The organism is Pleomorphomonas koreensis DSM 23070 (assembly GCF_000425185.1).
Taxonomy (GTDB): Bacteria; Pseudomonadota; Alphaproteobacteria; order Rhizobiales; family Pleomorphomonadaceae; genus Pleomorphomonas; species Pleomorphomonas koreensis.
Map to the genome: position 1 here is coordinate 182,210 of NZ_AULH01000009.1, position 21,549 is coordinate 203,758.

The window sequence follows — 21,549 nt, forward strand, 5'->3', positions numbered from 1 at the left end:
GCCGGGCTTTTCCACGCTGTTGCGAGGCGAAGGCAGCTTAATCGATTACGCCGACGTCGACTAAGGTCTTAGTGGGGTGCGGGGTATGGTTCCGGTTCGGGAAATGGTATGGAAATCAATGAAATGTATGGTCCGCTGGCAATCTTGACAGGCATCCGTGTGAACACTATGGTGCCGGCCAAATCAGGGATTACCCCGATCTAGCAGGGCCTTGGCGACCACGCTTTCGAGGATGCCGCCGATGGGTCAGGATGATGAACGGCCGGACGAGGCCAGCCGCGATCCCCGCCTGAAGGCGCTGGGAGAGAAGCTGGCCAATGTGCGGCGCGCTCCGTCCGAACCTCAGGGTGGCGGCCCGCGAGGGCCGGGGTTTTCCGGCTTCGGACAGGCGATGAAGATCGGCTCCGAGTTCGTGGCCGGCGTCATCGTCGGCTTCGTGATCGGCTATACCATCGACCAGCTCTTCGGCACGTCGCCCTGGGGCATGATCGTCTTTCTGCTGCTGGGCTTCGCTGCCGGCGTGCTCAACATCCTGCGTTCGACGGGCAGGGCGGCCGATCCGTTTTCGGGCGGAACCAGCGGCAAGACGGACGACGAGTGAATTTTCCGGCCCCGGCGGGCCGGCGCGGGCGAGATCGAGCGAGGGAGCTTCAACAAGGTGGCTGACGTAAGAACCGATCCCATCCATCAGTTCGGCATCCATAAGCTCGTCGACATCAAAATCGGTGGTTACGACGTCTCCTTCACCAACTCCTCGCTGTTCATGGTGCTGACGCTCGCCGTCATCGCGCTGGTGCTGCTGTGGGGCAGTTCGTCGCGGGCCGTGGTGCCCGGCCGGGCGCAGACGGTGGCCGAGCTGTCCTACGAATTCGTCGTCAAGACGCTGCGCGACACCACCGGCGAGGCGGGCTTGCGCTTCCTGCCGCTGGTCTTCTCGCTGTTCATGTTCGTGCTGGTCGCCAACCTGTTCGGCATGATTCCCTACTTCTTCACGGTCACCTCGCACATCGTCGTCACGGCGGCGCTGGCGCTGCTGGTGATCTTCACGGTGACCATCTACGGCTTCTACAAGAACGGCACCCGTTTCCTGAAGCTGTTCGTGCCCAAGGGCATTCCGGTGCTGATCCTGCCGCTGGTCACCGCCATCGAGGTGATCTCCTTCCTGTCGCGGCCGCTCAGCCTCGCCGTCCGTCTGTTCGCCAACATGCTGGCTGGCCACATCACCCTCAAGGTGTTCGCCGGCTTCGTGGTGACGCTGACCGGCCTCGGCGCCTTCGGCTTCCTCGGCGCCCTGTTGCCGCTGATCATGGTGATCGGTCTCACCGCCCTCGAATTCCTGGTGGCCTTCCTCCAGGCCTATGTCTTCACGATCCTCACCTGCATCTACCTCAACGACGCCCTGCATCCGGGGCACTGAGAGCGGATCGACGAAGCTCAACCCCATCGAACCCATCCCAGGTCTTTGTTTTCTCAAGGAGCGTTACAATGGAAGCTGAAGCCGCAAAGTACATCGGCGCTGGTCTCGCCACGATCGGAATCGCCGGTGCCGGCGTGGGCGTTGGCAACATCTTCGCCAACTACCTGTCGGGCGCGCTGCGCAATCCGTCGGCTGCCCAGGGTCAGTTCACCAACCTGATCTTCGGCTTCGCCGTCACCGAGGCGCTCGGCATCTTCTCGCTGCTGATCGCCCTGCTGCTGCTCTACGCCGTCTGACCGGACGATGCCGAGGCGGGCCTCCGTGGCCCGCCGGTCGAGATGAAGCCGGCGCCTCGCGAGGTGAACGTCACCCGCCGGGCGCCGTCTCGATGTTTTCAGCCATGGGAGCCCGAGCGCCGATGACCTGGTTCATCAGCCAAGCCAACGCACAGGAACAAGCGACCGTCCCGACGGAAGGCGGCCATGCGCCGGACGCCGTCGCCACGGTGGCCCACGAAGGCGGCGAGCACGGCGGCACCTTCCCGCCCTTCGACCCGTCGACCTTCCCCTCGCAGCTGTTCTGGCTGGCCATCGTCTTCATCGCGCTCTACGTCCTGATGTCGAAGAAGGTCATCCCGCAGATCGCCGGCATCCTGGAGGCGCGCGCCGCCAGGATCGCCAGCGATCTCGTCGAGGCCGAGAAGGCCAAGGCCGAGACCGACGCTGCCATCGCCTCCTACGAGGCGGCGCTGGCCGCCGCCCGTGCCAAGGCCAACGCCATCGCCCATGAGACGCGCACCAGGGTCTCCCACGAGATCGACGGCCGGCGCCACGCCGCCGAGGCGCTGCTCAACGACAAGCTGGCCGACACCGAGAAGCATATCGACGACGTCAAGAGGATCGCTCTCGATCACGTCGCGATCATCGCCACCGAGACGACAGAGGCGGTCGTCGAGGCGCTGATGGGCAGGATCAGCCGCGACGAGGCCGTCGCCGCCGTTACCGCCGTTTCGTCCGGCCGGCACTGAGGGAGGTCTCGATGTTCGACAACACCACCTGGGCCTTCGTCGGTCTCATCCTGTTCTTCGGCGTGCTGGCCTATTTCGGCGTGTTCGGCCGGATCGGTCGCCTGCTCGACCAGCGGGCGGCGGCGGTCACCGCCGAACTCGGCGAGGCGCAGCGGCTGCGCAAGGAAGCCGAAGCGCTGCTCGCCGAATATCAGCAGAAGCGCGTCATTGCCGAACGGGACGCCGCCGAGATCATCGCCCATGCCGAGGCCGAGGCCAAGCGCATGACGGCCGATGCCGAGGTGGCGCTGAAGGAGCTGATCGAGCATCGCACCCGCACCGTCGAACTGAAGATAGCCCACGCCGAGGCGGCGGCCGTCTCCGAGGTGCGCGCCGTGGCCATCGACATGGCGATTGCCGCCTCGCGCAAGCTCCTGGCCGAGAAGGCGCAGGGCGAGGTCGCCGCCGAGCTGATCTCCAAGGGCATCGACGAGGTGAAGGCGCACTTCGGCTGAGCCGCCGTTGTCTTCGGGCGATAAGGAACAAGGGGCCGCATGGCCCCTTTTTCATGGCCGCTGTCCCGCCCCGCGCGCCTCAATGCAGTCGCGCACCGGGCGGAAGCTCTTGCGGTGGATCGGCGTCGGGCCGAGTTGGCCGAGCGCCCGGAGGTGCTCGGCCGAGCCGTAGCCGACGTTGGTCGCAAAGCCGTAGCCGGGGAATTCGGCGGCGTAGAGCGCCATCATGCGGTCGCGCGTCACCTTGGCGACGATCGACGCGGCGGCGATGGCGGCGACGCGGGCGTCGCCCTTGACGATGGCGGCGCCCCGGTAGCCGGCGGCGGTCAGCGCGGCCGGCAGGTCGCGGCCGTCGACCAGCACGCCGGCCGGCCGCAGCGCCAGCGACCGCACCGCCCGTTCCATCGCCCAGAGATTGGCGGCGAGGATGTTCATGGCGTCGATGCGCGCCGCCGAGGCCGAGGCGACGGCGACGACATGGTCGCGACAGATCGCCTCGTACATCCGCTCGCGGACACCCGGCTTCAACTGCTTGGAATCGATCAGCCCGTCGGGCAGCGGCGCGTCGGTGAGGATCACCGCCGCCGTCACCACCGGTCCGGCCAGCGGCCCGCGCCCCACTTCATCGACGCCGGCCACCGGGCCGCCCCAGCGGCGGACGAAGTCCTCCTCCATGCGGCGGTCGCAGGCTTCGGGAAGGAGGCCGGCGAGGAGATCGGCGGACAGGGCGGCGGCGCGGGGCATGGGCAAGGCTGGAGAATGGATGATTCGACCGCGCCACCCTGGCACGGCCGGCCGGCAAAGTCTCCCGCATTTGACGGCAGCGCTCGCGCCCCATAAGAGAAATTCCAGATCGTCGCGCCCGATCATCGCGGCGGGCGCCGCATCCCTTTCCGCAGGGCCTCCGATGTCGCACAACAGCTTCGGCCACCTCTTCCGCATCACCACCTGGGGCGAGAGCCACGGCCCGGCGCTCGGCGTCGTCGTCGACGGCTGCCCGCCCGGCCTGCCGCTGACGGCCGAGTTCATCCAAGGCTTCCTCGACAAGCGCAAGCCGGGCCAGTCGCGCTTCGTGACGCAGCGGCGCGAGGACGACCTCGTCGAGATCCTGTCGGGGGTGTTCGAGGACGACCGCACCGGCGGCCCGGTCACCACGGGAACGCCGATCTCGCTGATGATCCGCAACACCGACCAGCGCTCCAAGGACTACGGCGACATCCGCGACAAGTATCGCCCCGGCCACGCCGACGTCGCCTACGACCTCAAATACGGCATCCGCGACTATCGCGGCGGCGGCCGCTCGTCGGCCCGCGAAACGGCGGCACGCGTCGCCGCCGGCGCCGTCGCCCGCAAGGTGATCGACGGTGTGACGGTGCGCGGCGCCCTTGTCCAGATCGGTACCGAGAAAATCGACCGCGCCAACTGGGACTGGCAGGAAGTGGGCAACAATCCGTTCTTCTGCCCCGACGCTGCCGCCGTTCCCCGCTTCGAGGCCTATCTCGACCGCGTGCGCAAGGCCGGCTCGTCGGTGGGCGCGGTGATCGAACTGGTCGCCGAGGGTGTGCCGGCCGGCTGGGGCGCCCCCGTCTACGGCAAGCTCGACCAGGACCTCGCGTCGGCGCTGATGTCGATCAACGCGGTGAAGGGCGTCGAGATCGGTGACGGCTTCGCGGCGGCCATGCTGTCGGGCGAGGAGAACGCCGACGAGATGCGCATGGGCAATGACGGCGCCATCCTGTTCGGCTCCAACCACGCCGGCGGCGTGCTTGGCGGCATCTCAAGCGGCCAGCCGGTGGTGGCGCGCTTCGCCGTCAAGCCGACCTCGTCGATCCTCACCGACCGCCGCTCGGTGTCGGCGGCCGGAGCGGATGTCGACGTGATGACACGCGGCCGCCACGACCCTTGCGTCGGCATCCGCGCCGTGCCGGTGGGCGAGGCGATGATGGCGCTGGTGCTGGCCGACCACAAGCTGCGCCACAGAGCCCAGACCGGCCGCGACGGTGCCCTGCCGTTCCCGCTGCGCTGAGGAATCCCCGGAGGCTGACGATGCTGTTCATCAACGGGGCGATCTTCGACGGCGAGGCGCTGCTGCCGGCTGGCCATGCGCTGCTCGTCGAGGGCGGCCGCATCGCCCGCATCGCGCCGGGCGCCGCTTTCGCCGGCTATGCCGGCCCGACGATCGATGCCGCCGGCATGACCATCCTGCCCGGCCTGATCGACTGCCACGCCCATCTGGTGCTCGGCGGCGAACTCAACCCGGCCGCCGCCGTCACCGGCATCTCCCATGTCGAGCTGACGCTGCGCTGCCTCGAAAATGCGCTGGCGTCGCTGGCCGGCGGCGTCACCTCGCTGCGCGATCTTGGCGGCATCGACCATGTCGAATTGCGGGTGCGCGACGCCTTCAATTCCGGCCGGGTGTTCGGCCCGACCGTGCGCGCCGCCGGCAAGTTCATCTGCATGACCGGCGGTACCAACTATTTCATCGCCCGTCAGGCCGACGGCCCCGACGAGGTGGTGAAGGCGGTGCGCGAGCAGATTCACGCCGGCTGCGACTGCGTCAAGCTGATGGCCACCGGCGGCGTGCTGACCCCCGGCGTCCGGCTGGAGCACGCCCAGTTCACCTGCGAGGAGATGACCGCCGGCGTGAACGAGGCCCGCCGCTTCGGCCGGCCGGTCGCCTCGCACGCCATGACGCCGGCCGGCGTGCTCAACGCCGTGCGGGCCGGCGTCGGTTCCATCGAGCACGGCGTGCTGCTCGACGAGGAGTGCATCGACGAGATGCTGGCGCGCGACGTCGTGCTGGTGCCGACGCTGATGCCCTTCCAGCGCCTCCTGGCGAGCAACGCCGGCGGCGTGCCGGAGTGGGCGATGGAGAAGGCGCGCTGGGCCTCCGAGCGCCACCGCAAGTCCTTCAAGGCCTATTACGACGCCGGCGGCCGCATCGCCATGGGCGCCGACACCGGCACGCCCTTCAATCCGCACGGCAATGCCGCCTGGGAGCTGTTCCACATGGTAAGCGCCGGGATGAAGCCGGCCGACGCGCTGAAGGCCGGCACGGCGACCGCCGCCGACCTGCTGCGGCTCGACGATCGCGGCCGGCTGAGGGAGGGCTTTGCCGCCGACATCGTCGTCGTTGCCGGCGATCCGCTCGCCGACATCGCCGCCGTCGCCGACCGGGCCGGCCACCGGCTGATCCTGAAGGACGGCCGCACGGTGCTCGACGGCCGCGCCAGCCCGGCCGGGCACGCGGGGATGCACCTGCGGTTCGGGGCGGTCGGCGTCTGACGGCTCTCAGATCGGCAACCGGGTCGAGCGCTTCACGGTGCGGAGCGTCAGTTGCGACTGCACGCGCACCACGCCCGGCATCGGCGTCAGGATCTCGCTGTGGATGCGTTCGAGGTCGCCGGCGTCGCGATAGACGACGCGCAGCAGATAGTCGTGCTGGCCGGCGAGGAGATAGCACTCGGTGATCTCCGGGATGGCGCGCACCGCCGCCTCGAAGCGATCGAGGGCGGCGCGGCCCTGGCTGTCGAGCGTCACCGAGACATAGGCGGTGCCGGGCACGCCGGCGATCCGCGGATCGAGGAGGGCGACGAAGCGGGCGATCAGGCCGCTCTCCTCAAGGAGGCGCGTGCGCCTCAGGCAGGCCGAAGCTGAGAGGTGAACCCGATCCGCCAGTTCGGCATTTGTCGGTCGGGCATCGTCTTGCAGGGCGGTCAGGATCGCACGATCCGTCGCGTCGAGGCGCATGTGTTGAATTTCCTGCGTTTCAAGGGGCAGACGGCCGAATTTTATGCCGATTTTCCTCGCCGGTCTGCCGAATCTCTGCAAGAAATTGCGCCAAGGCTGGCCAAATATGCGTCATGCCGAACCGGGGCCAATAACCCGGTGGCAAAACCTGCAGGGGAACATAAAAATGCTTGTCGGTACGCCGAAGGAAATCAAGGACCACGAAGATCGCGTCGGCCTCGTGCCGTCGTCGGTGCGCGAGCTTGTCGCCGCCGGCCACAAGGTGATGATCGAGAAGAAGGCCGGTGCCGGCATCGGTATCGACGACGCCGCCTATGCGGCGGCCGGCGCCGCCATCGTCGACACGCCCGACGAAATCTTCGCCAAGGCCGACATGGTGGTCAAGGTGAAGGAGCCGCTTTCCGTCGAGCGCCGGAAGCTGCGCGAGGGGCAGACGCTGTTCACCTATCTCCATCTGGCGCCCGATCCGGAGCAGGCCGAGGACCTGATGAAGTCCGGCGCCACCTGCATCGCCTACGAGACGGTGACGGCGCCGAACGGCTCGCTGCCGCTCCTGGCGCCGATGTCGGAAGTGGCCGGCCGCATGGCGCCGCAGGTGGGCGCCGCCGCGCTGGAGAACGCCGCCGGCGGCATGGGCATCCTGCTCGGTGGCGTCGCCGGCGTGGCGCCGGCCAAGGTGGCGATCCTCGGCGCCGGCGTCGCCGGTACCAACGCCGCCCACGTCGCCCTGGGCATGGGTGCCGACGTGACGCTGGTCGACAACTCGATCGACGCGCTGCGCCGCGCCATCGCCACCTTCGGCGTGCGCATCAAGACCGCCCATTCCAACAGGGACACGGTGGCCGAACTGGTGGCCGGCGCCGATCTCGTCATCTCCACGGTGCTGGTGCCGGGCGCCGGCACGCCCAAGCTGATCAGCCGCCAGATGATCGCTTCGATGAAGAAGGGCTCGGCCTTCGTCGACGTCGCCATCGACCAGGGCGGCGCCTCGGAAACCTCGCGCGCCACCACCCATTCGGCGCCGACCTATATCGAGAGCGGCGTCGTCCACTATTGCGTCGCCAACATGCCGGGCGGCGTCGCCCGCACCTCGACCTTCGCGCTCAATAACGCCACGCTGCCCTTCGTGCTGGCGCTGGCGGACAAGGGCTGGAAGGACGCCTGCCGCGACGACATCCATCTCGCCCACGGCCTCAACGTCCATGCCGGCAAGATCACCTACAAGGCGGTGAGCGACGCCCTCGGCCTCGCCTATCTCGATCCGGCCGAAGCGCTGGCCTGACCCTGCGACGCATCGGTGGCCCGGCAACAGCCGGGCCATGGTACCGCCGGTCGGGCCGATGCGTCAGCGCCGCAGCACCGCCACCACCTCGACGTGGCTCGACCACAGGAACTGGTCGACCGGCGTGACGGTTTCGATGCGGTAGCCGCCGTCGACCAGGGTGCGGAGGTCGCGGGCGAGCGTCGCCGGATTGCAGGAGACGGCGACGACGGTCGGCACCTTGGAGCGGGCGAGCCACAGGCTCTGCTCGGCGGCGCCGGCGCGCGGCGGATCGAACACCACGGCGTCGATCTTCTCCAGCTCCTTCTCGACGAACGGCCGGCGGGCGAGGTCGCGCCGCTCGGCGGTGATGCGGTGGCGGCCGGTCATGCCGCGCGCCGCCCGGTCGAGCGCCGCCACGGCGCCGGCTTCGCTTTCGGCGGCCAGCACCTCGGCCTGGCGGGCAAGACGCAGGGCAAAGGTGCCGACGCCGGAGAAGAGGTCGGCAACGCGCTTCGCCTTCAGCGGCATGGCGGCCGTCACCAGCTCGCCCATGATCGCCTCGGCCTCCGCGGAGGCTTGCAGAAAGCCGCCCGGCGGCAGCGTCACGGCAACGCCGTCGATGTCGATCGCGGCCGGCCGCCGCTCGACGATCGCCTCGTTGCCGGCCGACAGGCGGGCGAGGTCGAAGCGTGCCGCAAGCTCGATCAGCGGCAGGCGCAGCCGCTCGACGTCGCGGGCGGCGATGCCGGCCACCGCCACGTCGAGACCGCCGGCGGTCAGCGTCACGGAAAGGTCGAGCCCGCCCTTCCTCGGCGCGACGAGGCCGGTCAGAGCGGTCAGCGCCGGCAGGGCGTCGAGAAGCTGCGGCCTCACCACCGGACACTCCTCGATGGCGACGAGGCGATGGCTGCCGCGTTCGTTGAAGCCGACCAGCGGCCGCCGGCCGGCCATGAGGCCGGCGAAGGTGGCGCGGCGGCGCGACTGCGGCGGCACGACGCGCGCCTCGCCGACCTCAGGCGCCAGGCCACGGTCGGCCAGCGCGTCGATCACCAGTTGGCGCTTGAAGGCGGCATAAGGGGCAGGGGCGAGATGCTGGAGCAGGCAGCCGCCGCAGGTGCCGAAGTGCCGGCAGGCCGGATCGATGCGGTCGGGCGAGGCGGCGACGACCTGCGTCAACCGGGCGCTGCCGCCCTCGATGTCGGCCTCGATGGTCTCGCCGGCCAGCGCGTAGGGCACGAATAGCGGCCGGCCGTCGGCGGCGGTGGCGACGCCATCGCCGCGATGGCCGAGGCGTTCGATCAGAAGTTCAGTCAAGGCTGGCTCCGAGAAGATATTCGTGGTTGCCGTCGCCGCCGAGGATGGGCGAGGCGATGAGATCGTGGACGCGCCAGCCGTGACGGCCGTCCAGGGCGTCGCGGACACGGTTTGCCGCATCGCGGCCGGTCGTCTCGTCGACGAGCCCGCCCTTGCCGATCGCCTGCCGCCCCGCCTCGAACTGCGGCTTGACCAGAAAGACGCCGACCGCCGGCCGGCGAGCGAGCGCCAGAGCCGGCGGCAGCGCCAGGGTCAGGGAGATGAAGGAGACGTCGGAGACGATCACCTCGGGCGGAAAGGGCAGGTCGCCTGCGGCGAGGTCGCGGGCGTTCAGGCCCTCGATATTGGTGACGCGCGGGTCGTCGACGAGGCGCGGATGCAACTGGCCATGGCCGACGTCGAGCGCTGCGACGCGGGCGGCGCCCCGTTCGAGCAGCACCTCCGTGAAGCCGCCGGTGGAGGCGCCGACGTCGAGGCAGTCGCGGCCCGCCACGCCGAAGCCGAAATGGTCGAGGCCGGCGATGAGCTTCAGCGCCGCCCGCGACACATAGGCGCCGGCCGGATCGGTAATGGCGAGGTCGGCATCGTCGGCCACGCTGAGGCCGGGCTTGTCGGCCAGCCGGCCGCCGACGGTGACGTGGCCGCGCAAAATGGCGTCGCGCGCCCTGGCGCGGCTGTCCGCGAGGCCGCGGGCGACGAGAAGCTGATCGAGGCGGGTCTTTGCCATGCCGCTGATGTGCGGGAGAAGCCGGACTTTGGCAAGGCCCGTCAGGGTGAATCGGCTTCGGCCGGTTCTCGCGACCCGGGAGCCGGCACCACCGGCGTTTGCAGGATGGGATCGTCTGGCGAGGGCGCTTCCGGCGGAATGGCGCCGCCGACCGGCGCGGTGGAGAAGATCTCGAAGGTTTCCTTCGGGTCGTCCGGCCGCGACGGACGGATGCGCCAGCGCAGGCCGATGAAGCCGGCCAGCATCAGCTCGACGATCGCCATGAACACGAACAGCGAGCCGTCGCCCCAGCGCTCCATGGCGAAGGAGGCGATCAGCGGCCCGAACACCGCGCCGACGCCGTTGGCCAGCAGCACGCCGGTGGCCATCTCGACATAGGCCGACTTTTCGGCGCGGTCATAGGCATGGGCGGCGGCCACCGAGTAGCTGGTCAGCACAACCATGCCGAGCAGGAAGGCCATCACGAACAGGCCGCTGATGCCGAACGGCAGCAATACGGTGAACAGGCTGGCGGTCGCCGACAGCACCATCACCCCGGCCAGCACCAGACGACGGTCGACGGCATCCGACAGCCGGCCGACCGGCCACTGCATCAGCGCGCCGCCGATGACGGCGATCGACAGGAAGACGGCCGCGCCGCCGGGCGACATGCCCCGCCCGATGGCGAATACGGTGACCAGCGACCAGAAGGCGCCATTGGCGATGCCGATCATGAAGGTGCCGGTGAGGCCGACCGGTGCGATCTTCAGAAGACGAAGCGGCCGGAACTGCACGATGGCGATCGGCGCCGGCTGCGCCGAGGTGGTCAGCGCCACCGGCACCACGGCCAGCGACACCAAGAGCGAGGCGGCGGCGAACAGCTCGAAATGCTCGATGGGCGACAGCAACACCATCAGCTGGCCGGCGGTGGTCGTCAGGAAGTTGACGACGATGTAGACGCTCATGATCAGGCCGCGGTTGTCGTTGCTGGCGCGGTCGTTGAGCCAGCTCTCGATGATCAGGTAGAGGCCGGCCAGGCAGAAGCCGGTGATGGCGCGAGCGCCGATCCACACCAGCGGGTCGACCACCATCGGATGGATCAGCGTGGTGGCGGCGGCCAGCGATACCAGCGTCGAATAGGCGCGGATGTGGCCGGCCCTCAGGATGAGATAGGGGCAGGCGAGGCAGCCGACCACGAAGCCGAGATTGTAGGACGACCCCATCAGGCCGATGATCACCGGCGTGAAATGCTCGTGGAGGCCGCGCAGCGGGATCATCGTGCCGAGCAGCGCGTTGCCGCACAACAGGAAGGCAACGCCGGCCAGGAGCGAGACGAGCGGGGCAAAGGTCTTGGTCAAGGATCGAACTCGCGTGCGGGCAAAAAGGCAATGTCTGCCGGCCGGACCGTCGCGATGGTCGCGCCGACGTCAACCGGCATGGATGTCACGACGCGGAAGGTCGCGAATCTCTACGGCGTTTCCATGAACTTTGTATTTTGAATCGGTTTGGGACAGTTCGTCTGGAAATGCAAGCGTGGCCCGGCCATATTCGGCAGCTTGAATGCCGGCTGCGGCGCGGCGGCGACAGTCGGGCGCTGGTCCATGTCGGTTCAGGAGGAGTCAGGACGACTCATGCGACACCAACGGGAGTCACTCGCACGCGTGGGCGACCATGGCGCGCCATGCCATGCCCCGGGTTGCCAGCCGGGGAGGGCGGCATGAGCGCCGGTCAGCCGGTCGCCGATTTCGATCCCGTGCATGGCGTCGCCGAGCCGGTGGCGCCGGGCGTCCGGCGCCTGACCGCCCGCAACGGCGGGCCGCTGACCTTCCGCGGCACCAACTGCTATCTCCTCGGCGAGGGCGAGATCACCGTCGTCGATCCCGGTCCTGACGATGCGGCGCATGTCGATGAGCTGATGGCGGTGGCCGGCGGATCGATCCGCCGCATCGTCGTTACCCACGATCATGCCGACCACAGCGGCGCCGCCCGCCAGCTGGCCGGGCGGACCGGCGCCGAGGTGGTCGGCGCGGCGCCCAACACCGCCGGCCGTTCGCCCTATCGACCGAACCGGGTGCTCGCCGACGGCGAGACCGTGGAGACGACGGCCGGCCTGCTCCAGGCGATCGCCACGCCCGGCCACACGGCTGGCCATCTGTCGTTCGATCTCGCCGGCTTGGGGCTGTTGTTTTCCGGCGATCACGTCATGGCCTGGTCGACCAGCGTCGTAGTACCGCCGGATGGCCGCATGGCCGACTACATGGCCTCGCTCGATCGCCTCGTGGGCGTCGGCGCCCGCACCTATCTGCCGGGGCACGGCGGCCCGGTGACCGACGGGCTGGCTCGCGTCGAGGAACTGAAGCGCCATCGTCTGGCGCGCGAGGCGGCCATCCTCAGGGCGCTCGACAGTAAGGCGAGAACCCTTCGCGAGATCGTCGCCGCCGTCTACATCGGCCTCGATCCGGCGCTCGCCGATGCCGCCGCGGCCTCGGTCAAGGCTCAAACCGACTGGCTGGAAGAGCGGGGGCTGGTGAGACGGAGCGGCGACCGGCTGAGCCGCTGCTAGAGCAATTCCAGCAAAAGCGGGAACCGGTTTTGCGTCCGGAATTGCGTCGAAACAAATAGATAGAGCATTTCCGGTGAACCTGATTTCACCGGAAATGCTCTAGTTGTTCACCTGCCGCCGCGATACCTCGGCGAAGCGGGCGATGAAGTCGCCGACGTGGCGGGCGTTCTCTCCGAGGTCGGGCATGGCCACCCGGCTCAGCGAGCGGATGTCGATGCGGCTGCCGCCGTCGCCGGGACGGATGCGAACGACGACGTCCTCCTGCGTGCCGAGCACCAGCGACCGCGCTTCCGCTTCAATGCGGCCGCTCGCCGCCTCGGTGTCAGGCTCCTCGGCCAGCCGGATCGGCCAGCCGAGATCATCAACGGTCTGCCGGGCGAGGGCATAGGCCTCGACGGTGGAGAGATCGGCCGCCTGCGTCGTCAGGTCGGGATAGGCGTCGTCCTGCAACGCCGCCGCCTCGTCGGGCCGGGCGCGCAGGTCGATCGGCAGCGCCACCTGCGAGAAGCCGGCCGGCGGGGCCGGCGGATCGTCGGTGTCGGTGGAGACGCTGTCGAGGGCAGGGTAGGCGACATAGGCGACAACGGCGCCGATCAGCGGCGAGAAGGCGACGATGATCAGCAGCAGCGTGCCGAAGGCGCTGCCCGCTCCCCGTCGTCCCTCGCGCCAGATGTCGCGAAACGTCACCGCCAGTATGGCGATCGCCAGCACGCCAAGCAGCAGGCCGGCGCCCACGGCGCCATACATGCTGCCGCTCGAAATGAAGTCGAGATGGCGGGAAGCGATTCCCACCACCATCACCATGACGGCAAGACTGGCGAAGAAACGCGCGGTTCGGGCGCCGCGTGCCGGGGGCAGCGGCAGCGGCGGCAGACGGCTCATGAGGAGAATTCCGGTCCGCGCACGTCGTAAGGCCGCATCTCGCGCCAGCGCTCCATCAGCTTCTCGAGGCCGGCATCGGCGCCGTCCGGCAGCACGATGCGCGGCGTGACGAAGATGTCGCCGCGCACGCCGCCCTTGTCGGGCAAGCCCTTGCCGCGCAGGCGGAACGCCTTGGAACCGGTGACGCCGGCCGGGATGGTCATGTCGACGGCGCCCTCCAGCGTCGGTACCCGCACCTTGCCGCCGAGCACCGCCTCGTCGAGCGTCACCGGCAGGTCGAGGCGGAGATTGTAGCCGTCCGGCCGGAACAGGGCGTGCGGCTCGTAGACCAGGATGGCGATGGCGTCGCCCGGCGGCGTGCCCTCGCCGCCCTGGCCCTTCAGGCGGAGCTGCTGGCCCGGCTCGAAGCCGGCCGGGATCTTGGCGTCGAGCGTCTTGCCGTTGGGCAGCGTGACGCGCACCTTGCCGGAGCCGACGATGTCCTCGAGGCGGACGCGGGCGGTCACCATGACGTCGGCGCCCTTGGCGGATGCCGCGCCAGCGCCGGCCGCGCCGCCGGTCGAGAAGCCCTCGAACCCGGAGAAGCCGCCGCGGCGGCTGCCGCGCGTGCCGCGGGCCGAGCCGCTGGCGAAGTTGGAGAAGGCGTCGCCGAAGATGTCATGCAGGATGTCGTCGGTGGCGCGGCCGCCGGCCTGGCGGAAACCGCCGCCGCCCATGCCGCCGCCGGCCCCGGCACCGCCGAAGCCCTCGAAACCGGTGAAGCGCGGCTTGCCGTCGGCGCCGATCTCGCCGGCGTCGAACTGGCGGCGCTTGTCCTTGTCGCCGACGATCTCGTAGGCCGAGGTGATCTCGGAGAAGCGTTCCTTGGAACGCGGGTCGTTCTTGTTGGCATCGGGATGATGCTGCTTGGCAAGCTTGCGATAAGCCTTCTTGATCGTTGCTTCGTCGGCGCTCCTGGGCACGCCCAGGACCTCATACGGATCACGCATGCGGGTTGGCCCTTCTCGATTGGATGACGGCGCCGAACGGCGCCCTTGGTCTGCCAAGCATGTAATGCCCGATCACGGTCCGTTCCAGAGTGAGCCATTATACGGGCCGGATCGTTTTGACAAAATCTTTTCGGCGGACCGGATCGGAGGTTGTCGCCGGCCGGGATGAGGCTATATGCCGGTCGGATGCTGGCGCGAATCTGGCCGCCGGCCGGACAGCACGACGAGGCGCCGACGAGAGATGTCCGCAACCGAACCCGACTTCACCGAGGCTTCCGAGCCGTACCAGCTGTTCGTCGCCTGGATGAAGGAAGCCGAGAAAAGCGAGCCCAACGATCCAAACGCCATGGCGCTCGCCACCGTTGACGAGGACGGCATGCCGGACGCCCGCATGGTACTGCTGAAGGGCTTCGACACGCGCGGCTTCGTCTTCTACACCAACTTCGGCTCCGCCAAGGGCGAGCAGATCCTGAAGACCGGCAAGGCGGCGCTGCTGTTCCACTGGAAAAGCCTCAAGCGCCAGGTGCGGGTGCGCGGCACCGTTTCCGCGGTGGCGAAGGAGGAGGCCGACGCCTATTTCCAGAGTCGCGACCGCGGCAGCCGCATCGGCGCCTGGGCGTCGAAGCAGTCGCGCCCGCTCGAAAGCCGCTTCGCCCTTGAAAAGGCGGTGGCCGAATGGGGCTTCAAGTTCGGCGTCGGCGCCGTGCCGCGTCCCGACTACTGGTCGGGCCTGCGCGCGTCGCCGACGGCCATCGAATTCTGGCGCGACGGGATGTTCCGCCTGCACGACCGCGTCCGCTTCCTGCCCGACGGCAACGGCGGCTGGACACGCACCCGCCTCTATCCCTGACCGACGAAAGGCCGCCGCCATGACCCAAGCCACCGACGTCGCCGCCCTCAGCTTCGAGCAGGCGCTGAAGGAACTGGAAGGCATCGTCGCCCGCCTCGAACAGGGCTCGGTGCCGCTCGAGGAGAGCATCTCCATCTACGAGCGCGGCGACGCGCTCCGCAAGCACTGCGACGGCCTCCTGAAGGCCGCCGAGGCCAAGGTGGAGAAGATCCGCATCGCCGGCGACGGCTCGGCCGCCGGCACCGAGCCGCTCGATCGCGAGTGAGGCGCCGGCGAAATTCGCAAGGCCGCTCGCGCATTTGCCGCAATCGGCGCCGATAACCGGCATCGCGAATTGAAGTGACTGTGATTGACTGATATTTGAGGGGAGAGGCATTCACCCTCGTAGTTTCACGGAATTATTCGGATTGCCGCGTCCCGTCACCCCGCTTCTCGACAGGCTGTCGTCGCCCGACGACCTCAAGCTGCTCTCGCTCGGCGAGCTGGAGCAGCTTGCCTCCGAGCTGCGCGCCGAGATGATCGACGCGGTATCGGTGACCGGCGGCCACCTCGGCGCCGGGCTGGGCGTCGTTGAGCTGACGGTGGCGCTGCACGCCGTGTTCGACACCCCGCGCGACCGGCTGATCTGGGACGTCGGCCATCAGGCCTATCCGCACAAGATCCTGACCGGCCGGCGCGGCGACATCCGCACGCTGCGCCAGGGCGGCGGCCTCTCCGGCTTCACCAAGCGCTCTGAAAGCCCGTTCGACCCGTTCGGCGCCGGCCACTCCTCCACCTCGATCTCGGCCGGCCTCGGCATGGCGGTGGCGCGCGACCTGAAGGGCGAGGACAACCAGGTGGTCGCCGTCATCGGCGACGGCGCCATGTCGGCCGGCATGGCCTACGAGGCGATGAACAACGCCGGCGCCATGGACAGCCGCCTCGTCGTCATCCTCAACGACAACGACATGTCGATCGCCCCGCCGACCGGCGCCATGAGCGCCTATCTGGCCCGCCTCGTCTCCGGCCCCACCTATCTCACGCTGCGCGAGGCGATGAAGCAGCTCGCCTTCAACCTGCCGCGCAGCCTCCGCCAGAAGGCGCAGCAGGCCGAGGAATTCGCCCGCGGCTTCCTGACCGGCGGCACGCTGTTCGAGGAACTGGGCTTCTACTACGTCGGCCCGATCGACGGGCACAATCTCTCCCATCTGCTGCCGGTGCTGCGCAACGTCCGCAAGGCCAAGGACGGGCCGGTGCTGCTGCACGTCGTCACCAAGAAGGGCAAGGGCTACCCGCCGGCCGAGGCCGCCGCCGACAAGTATCATGGCGTCGGCCGCTTCGACGTGGTCACCGGCGCCCAGATGCAGCTCAAAGCCAACGCGCCGAGCTACACCCGCGTGTTCGGCGAAACGCTGGTCGACGAGGGACGGCGCGATGAGCGCATCGTCGGCATCACCGCCGCCATGCCGGCCGGCACCGGGCTCGACCTGTTCGCCGAAGTCTTCCCCGACCGCATGTTCGACGTCGGCATCGCCGAGCAGCACGCCGTCACCTTCGCCGCTGGCATGGCCACCGAGGGCCTGAAGCCGTTCTGCGCCCTCTACTCGACCTTCCTGCAACGCGCCTACGACCAGGTGGTGCACGACGTCGCCTTGCAGAACCTGCCCGTCCGCCTGCCGATCGACCGGGCCGGCTTTGTCGGCGCCGACGGCGCCACGCACGCCGGTGCCTTCGACACCGCCTTCCTCGCCTGCCTGCCCAACATGGTGGTGATGGCGCCCGGCGACGAGGCGGAACTCCGCCACATGGTGGCGACGGCGGTGGCCTATGATGGCGGCCCGATCGCCTTCCGCTATCCGCGCGGCGAGGGCGTTGGTGTCGATATGCCGGCGCGCGGACAGATTCTGGAGATCGGCCGCGGCCGCGTTGTCGCCGACGGCGGCAAGGTGGCGATCCTGTCCTTCGGCACCCGCCTTGCCGAGGCACTGAAGGCGGCCGAGGAACTCGCCACCTTCGGCCTGCCGGCCACCGTGGCCGACGCGCGCTTTGCGAAACCGCTCGACCGCGAGCTGATCCGCCGGCTCGCCGCCCACCACGAACTGCTTGTTACCGTCGAGGAAGGCTCGGCCGGCGGCTTCGGCAGCATGGTGGCGCAGGCGCTGATCGACGACGGCCGCTTCGACCGCGGTTTCCGCTTCCGCGCCCTGACGCTGCCCGACGCCTTCGTCGATCACGACAAGCCGGAGCGCATGTATGCCGCCGCCGGCCTCGACGCGCGCGGCATCGTCCAGGCGGTGCTGGCGGCGCTCGGCCGCGACCGGGTCGAATTGGCCGGCGCCGTCGGCAAGTAGCTGGGTTTGGGGGGCCGGGTGATGGGCATTCTGGAATCGGATGGCGGCAGTGCGCCAGTCGGACCGGTGGTCGAAGGCTGGACGACGCGTCCCCGGCCGTCGCGAATGGTGCTGGACGGCCGGACGGTGCGGCTGGAGCCGCCGTCGCTCGACCATGTCCCCGACCTGTTCGCCGCCTTCTCGACTGATGCAAGCGGCCGCATGTGGACCTATCTCGGCGTCGGCCCCTTCGCCACCGAGGCGGAGCTGGCCGGCTGGATCGGGGCGATCATCCCTTCCGAGGACCCGCTGTTCTTCACGGTGGTGGACAAGGCGAGCGGCAAGGCGGTCGGTGTGTTCGCCTATCTGCGCATCGATCCGGCGAACGGCGTCATCGAGGTCGGCTGGGTGACCTGGTCGCCGCTGATGCAGCGGTCGGCCGTCTCCACCGAGGCGCAGTATCTTCTGATGAAAAACGCCTTCGACGGCCTCGGCTACCGCCGCTACGAATGGAAGTGCAACGCGCTGAACGCGCCGTCGATGCGGGCGGCCGAGCGGCTGGGCTTCACCTACGAGGGCACCTTCCGGCAGGCGGTGATCAACAAGGGCCGCAACCGCGATACCGCCTGGTTCTCGGTGATCGACGGCGAATGGCCGGCGCTGAAGGCCGCTTTCGAGGCATGGCTGAGGCCGGACAACTTCGACGCCGACGGCCGGCAGAAGCGGCGGCTCGAAGATTTGCGGTGATTTCAGCTGGCCCGGCATCTCGGCCCTTGTCACGGCAACGACAAGAGCGTTGGCTAGACGGCAAGCCGTCAATCCCGGAGACTCGCCGCCATGCCGATCCACCGTCTCAGCCGCCGCGACCTGCTGCTGGCCACCGCCGCCGGCGCGCTCGCCACCTTCGCGCCCCGTTTCGCCCTCGCCGCAGAGCCGGCCATCCGCCTGCGGCTGATGGCGACCAGCGATCTCCACGTCAACGTCTACCCGTATGACTATTACCGCGACAAGGCGGACGACACCGTCGGCCTCGCCAAGACGGCGGCGCTGATCGCCGCCGCCCGCGACGAGGTGCGCAACACGATCCTGTTCGACAACGGCGACCTGATCCAGGGCAGCCCGCTCGGCGACTATGTCGCCTACGAGAAGGGCATCCCCGAGGGCGCCAAGCACCCGATCGTCGCGGCGATGAACGGCCTCGGCTATCTCTGCGGCACGCTCGGCAACCACGAGTTCAACTACGGCCTCGACTTCCTCGGCAAGGCGCTGGCCGGCGCCGAGTTCCCGGTGGTCTGCGCCAACGTGCTGAAGACCGACGGCACGCCGCTGGTCGAACCGACGCGCGTCTTCGACGCCAAGGTGACCGACTCGACCGGCGCCGAGCACGTGCTGCGCATCGGCGTCATCGGCTTCGTGCCGCCGCAGATCGCCGAGTGGGACAAGGACCACCTCGACGGCAAGGCCACCACCATCGACATCGTCGATGCCGCCGGAAAATACCTGCCGGAGCTGCGTCAGCAGTCCGACGTGGTGGTGGCGCTCTGCCATTCCGGCATCGCCGGTGGCGAGCGGGCGGGCCGCGAGGAGAACGCCGCGCTGTTCCTCTCAAGGGTGCCGGGCATTGATGTCATCTTCACCGGCCACCAGCATCTGGTGTTCCCCGGCAAGGACTTCGCCGGCATCGACGGCGCCGATATCGACAAGGGCACGCTCAATGGCGTGCCGGCGGTGATGCCCGGCTTCTGGGGCAGTCACCTCGGCGTCATCGACCTCGATCTGGCCAAGGCCGGCGACGGCTGGAAGGTCAGCGGCTTCCGGGTCGAGGCCCGGCCGATCTACGAGCGCACGGCCGACAAGAAGATCTTCGCCAAGGTCGATGCCGTGCCGGCCGTGCTCGCCGCCGTCAAGGACGACCACGAGGCGACGCTCGACTACGTCCGCCGGCCGGTGGGCGAGACCTCGGCCGCCATATCGAGCTACTGGGCGCTGGTCGCCGACGATCCGTCGGTGCAGATCGTCTCCCAGGCGCAACTCTGGTACGGCGCCCGGCAGGCGAGGGCGGCCGGCCTGCCCGACCTGCCGATCCTGTCGGCGGCGGCGCCCTTCAAGTGCGGCGGCCGGTCCGGGCCGGACTACTATACCTTCGTGCCCAAGGGGCCGATCGCCATCAAGAATGTCGCCGACATCTACCTCTATCCGAATACCATCCGCATCGTGAAGGTCACCGGCGAACAGGTGCGCGAGTGGCTGGAGCGTTCGGCCGGCATCTTCAACCGCATCGATCCGACCAGGACGGACGAGCAGGCGCTGATCGACACGTCCTTCCCCTCCTACAATTACGATGTCATCGACGGCGTCACCTACCGTATCGACGTCACCGAGGCGAAGCGCTACGACAACGACGGCAAGCTGGTGGCGCCGGATGCCCACCGCATCGTCGATCTCGCCTACAAGGGCAAGCCGGTCGAACCGGGCCAGGAATTCCTTGTGGTGACCAACAACTACCGGGCCGGCGGCGGCGGCCACTTCCCCGGCGCCGACGGCTCGACGGTGGTGTTCCAGGGACCGGACACCAACCGCGACGTCATCGTCCGCTACATCGTCGAGAACAAGACGATCGATCCGTCGGCCGACGGCAACTGGTCGATCGCCAAACTGCCCGACGGCGTCAACCTCGTGTTCCCCGATTCGCCCAACGCCACGCTCGACACCGTGCCGGCCGGCGTAACGGTGGAGAAGGTCGGCGACGCCGGCGAGGGATTTGCGAAATATCGCCTCAGGGTGGGGTAAGCCGCTCGCGCGAATGGCGAAAGGCGACAGGCCCCCGGCGTTTCCGCCGGGCGCCTGCTTGCATCCGGCCGAATTCTCTGTAAGTATTTGCCCCGATTATCGGTTCCTTTTTGCCGACCGGAGCGCCAATCCCAGATGAGCGCCGTTTCGCCCGAACCGAAGCTGTTGCGGTCCCGTTTCGACAGCCGCGCCCTGCCGGCCCATCTCGCCCTGCCGACCTGGAACGAGGCGATCGGCGTCATCTTCGATTCCCGCTCGCGGAAAGGCGTCGAGGATGGCTTTTTCGCCAGCGTCGACGCCGCCTTCATGGGCGAGGTGGCGCTCGGCCGGCTGAAGGCGACGGCGCAGGATTTCGACCGCTCCCGCTACAAGATCGCCCGCGACGGCATGGACGGCTATCTGCTGCAGTTCTACCTGCGCGGACAGAGCGCCACGCGCGGCAGCAATGCCGAGGTGGCGGGCGAGGGCGATCTCTATGTCATCGACATGGCCCAGCCGCTGGCGACCTCCACCAGCGACCACGACCAGATCAGCCTCGTCGTGCCGCGCCGGCTGATGACGCCGCGGCTCGACGGCCCGGACGGCGTCCACATGCGCGTCATTCCGGCCGGGCTGCCGCTGGTATCGCTGTTCCGCGACAGCCTGAAGAGCTTCCAGGGCCAGATCGACGGCATGTCGCGCCGCGAGGCCGAGGCGGCGCTGCCGCCGCTCCTCGACCTCGCCGCCGCCGCCATCAACGGCCATGTCGACGAACGCAGCATGGCCGGCGTCAATCTGGCGCAGTTCGTCGCCGTGCGGCGGCATGTCGAGGAACGGTTGCTCGATCCCGGCCTGACGCTCGATGGCGTGCTCGCCGCCTTCGGCCTGTCGCGGCGCAAGGCCTATCGGCTGTTCGAGCCGGTGGGCGGCTTTGCCACCTACGTCAATCGCCGCCGGCTGCAACGGTCGCTGCTGGCGCTGCGCGCGCCCGAGTGGCGGCACCTGACGATTTCGGAGATCGGCAGCGCCCACGGCTTTGCCAACGCCGAGAATTTCAGCCGGGCGTTCCGCCGCGAATACGGCCTGTCGCCGCGCGAGGTGCGGCAGCTTGCCGCCACCGGCCGCAGCTTGTCCGAGGTGGCCGGCGCCCTGCCGGAGACCGAATGGACGCGCTGGATCGGCAGCGCCGGCCGCTGACCCGGCGGCCGTCTTCCT

22 protein-coding genes are annotated in these 21,549 nt (G+C 68.9%); 15 read left to right on the forward strand and 7 right to left on the reverse strand.

All coding sequences use genetic code 11. The features are described from left to right. Positions 1–241 precede the first annotated feature (241 nt). The 5 genes from H512_RS25730 (at position 242) to H512_RS0109110 (ending at position 2,938) form a co-directional block, all read left to right on the forward strand. On the forward strand, positions 242–601 hold the full coding sequence (locus H512_RS25730; protein WP_053239707.1) for an AtpZ/AtpI family protein: 360 nt from the start codon (positions 242–244) through the stop codon (positions 599–601). 57 nt (positions 602–658) lie between these two features. Further along, entirely contained in the window at positions 659–1,417 is a 759-nt protein-coding gene (locus H512_RS0109095) for a F0F1 ATP synthase subunit A (protein WP_026783190.1), read from the forward strand. A gap of 68 nt (positions 1,418–1,485) precedes the next feature. After that, a complete protein-coding gene (locus H512_RS0109100) occupies positions 1,486–1,713 on the forward strand; it encodes a F0F1 ATP synthase subunit C (protein ID WP_026783191.1) in 228 nt (75 codons plus the stop codon). A 122-nt stretch (positions 1,714–1,835) separates the two neighbouring features. Beyond that, on the forward strand, positions 1,836–2,444 hold the full coding sequence (locus H512_RS0109105; RefSeq protein WP_036790793.1) for a F0F1 ATP synthase subunit B family protein: 609 nt from the start codon (positions 1,836–1,838) through the stop codon (positions 2,442–2,444). 11 nt (positions 2,445–2,455) lie between these two features. After that, the gene (locus H512_RS0109110; RefSeq protein ID WP_026783193.1) at positions 2,456–2,938 is read left to right on the forward strand and encodes a F0F1 ATP synthase subunit B family protein; all 483 of its coding nucleotides are present in this window, start codon (positions 2,456–2,458) and stop codon (positions 2,936–2,938) included. A gap of 51 nt (positions 2,939–2,989) precedes the next feature. On the opposite strand, the gene H512_RS23260 is transcribed toward H512_RS0109110, so the two are convergent. Further along, positions 2,990–3,682, reverse strand: a complete 693-nt coding sequence (locus tag H512_RS23260) for a ribonuclease HII (RefSeq protein ID WP_053239708.1) — start codon at positions 3,680–3,682, stop codon at positions 2,990–2,992. Between the two features lie 163 nt (positions 3,683–3,845). On the opposite strand from H512_RS23260, the gene aroC reads away from it, so the two are divergent. Beyond that, a complete protein-coding gene (aroC, locus tag H512_RS0109120) occupies positions 3,846–4,964 on the forward strand; it encodes a chorismate synthase (RefSeq protein WP_026783194.1) in 1,119 nt (372 codons plus the stop codon). 20 nt (positions 4,965–4,984) lie between these two features. Further along, entirely contained in the window at positions 4,985–6,223 is a 1,239-nt protein-coding gene (locus H512_RS23265; protein ID WP_053239709.1) for a metal-dependent hydrolase family protein, read from the forward strand. A gap of 6 nt (positions 6,224–6,229) precedes the next feature. Here H512_RS23265 and H512_RS0109130 read toward each other — a convergent pair whose 3' ends face one another. Then, entirely contained in the window at positions 6,230–6,688 is a 459-nt protein-coding gene (locus H512_RS0109130) for an Lrp/AsnC family transcriptional regulator (RefSeq protein WP_026783195.1), read from the reverse strand. Between the two features lie 166 nt (positions 6,689–6,854). Between H512_RS0109130 and ald the strand changes: the two genes are divergently transcribed. After that, positions 6,855–7,970, forward strand: coding sequence for an alanine dehydrogenase (gene ald / locus H512_RS0109135; RefSeq protein ID WP_026783196.1), 1,116 nt, complete (start codon positions 6,855–6,857; stop codon positions 7,968–7,970). 63 nt (positions 7,971–8,033) lie between these two features. On the opposite strand, the gene H512_RS0109140 is transcribed toward ald, so the two are convergent. From H512_RS0109140 to H512_RS23270, 3 genes are read right to left on the reverse strand one after another with little or no spacing between them, the layout of a single operon-like run. Beyond that, a complete protein-coding gene (locus H512_RS0109140) occupies positions 8,034–9,266 on the reverse strand; it encodes a class I SAM-dependent RNA methyltransferase (RefSeq protein ID WP_026783197.1) in 1,233 nt (410 codons plus the stop codon). Beyond that, the gene (locus H512_RS0109145; RefSeq protein ID WP_026783198.1) at positions 9,259–9,993 is read right to left on the reverse strand and encodes a TlyA family RNA methyltransferase; all 735 of its coding nucleotides are present in this window, start codon (positions 9,991–9,993) and stop codon (positions 9,259–9,261) included. Before H512_RS0109145 ends, H512_RS0109140 begins: the two co-directional genes overlap by 8 nt. A 41-nt stretch (positions 9,994–10,034) precedes the next feature. Continuing rightward, positions 10,035–11,330 (reverse strand): MFS transporter, encoded by a 1,296-nt coding sequence (locus tag H512_RS23270; RefSeq protein WP_084798391.1) that lies wholly within the window; start codon positions 11,328–11,330, stop codon positions 10,035–10,037. Between the two features lie 359 nt (positions 11,331–11,689). Here H512_RS23270 and H512_RS0109160 point away from each other — a divergent pair, with 359 nt between their 5' ends. Next, the gene (locus tag H512_RS0109160; protein ID WP_026783199.1) at positions 11,690–12,535 is read left to right on the forward strand and encodes an MBL fold metallo-hydrolase; all 846 of its coding nucleotides are present in this window, start codon (positions 11,690–11,692) and stop codon (positions 12,533–12,535) included. Positions 12,536–12,634: 99 nt separating this feature from the next. On the opposite strand, the gene H512_RS25735 is transcribed toward H512_RS0109160, so the two are convergent. Continuing rightward, positions 12,635–13,417: a DUF1499 domain-containing protein gene (locus H512_RS25735; protein WP_026783200.1), complete on the reverse strand. Its 783-nt coding sequence runs from the start codon at positions 13,415–13,417 to the stop codon at positions 12,635–12,637. After that, positions 13,414–14,406, reverse strand: coding sequence for a DnaJ C-terminal domain-containing protein (locus H512_RS0109170; RefSeq protein ID WP_026783201.1), 993 nt, complete (start codon positions 14,404–14,406; stop codon positions 13,414–13,416). Before H512_RS0109170 ends, H512_RS25735 begins: the two co-directional genes overlap by 4 nt. Before the next feature lie 241 nt (positions 14,407–14,647). On the opposite strand from H512_RS0109170, the gene pdxH reads away from it, so the two are divergent. From pdxH to H512_RS0109200, 6 genes are all read left to right on the forward strand, one after another. After that, entirely contained in the window at positions 14,648–15,256 is a 609-nt protein-coding gene (pdxH, locus tag H512_RS0109175; RefSeq protein WP_026783202.1) for a pyridoxamine 5'-phosphate oxidase, read from the forward strand. Positions 15,257–15,275: 19 nt separating this feature from the next. Then, on the forward strand, positions 15,276–15,521 hold the full coding sequence (locus H512_RS0109180) for an exodeoxyribonuclease VII small subunit (RefSeq protein ID WP_026783203.1): 246 nt from the start codon (positions 15,276–15,278) through the stop codon (positions 15,519–15,521). 142 nt (positions 15,522–15,663) lie between these two features. Then, positions 15,664–17,586 (forward strand): 1-deoxy-D-xylulose-5-phosphate synthase, encoded by a 1,923-nt coding sequence (dxs, locus tag H512_RS0109185; RefSeq protein ID WP_026783204.1) that lies wholly within the window; start codon positions 15,664–15,666, stop codon positions 17,584–17,586. Between the two features lie 21 nt (positions 17,587–17,607). After that, positions 17,608–18,312: a GNAT family N-acetyltransferase gene (locus H512_RS0109190; protein WP_026783205.1), complete on the forward strand. Its 705-nt coding sequence runs from the start codon at positions 17,608–17,610 to the stop codon at positions 18,310–18,312. Between the two features lie 90 nt (positions 18,313–18,402). After that, positions 18,403–20,355 carry a bifunctional 2',3'-cyclic-nucleotide 2'-phosphodiesterase/3'-nucleotidase gene (locus H512_RS0109195; protein ID WP_026783206.1) on the forward strand — a complete coding sequence of 651 codons (1,953 nt, stop codon included), beginning with the start codon at positions 18,403–18,405 and terminating at the stop codon, positions 20,353–20,355. Between the two features lie 135 nt (positions 20,356–20,490). After that, the gene (locus H512_RS0109200; protein ID WP_026783207.1) at positions 20,491–21,531 is read left to right on the forward strand and encodes a helix-turn-helix domain-containing protein; all 1,041 of its coding nucleotides are present in this window, start codon (positions 20,491–20,493) and stop codon (positions 21,529–21,531) included. Positions 21,532–21,549 lie beyond the last annotated feature (18 nt).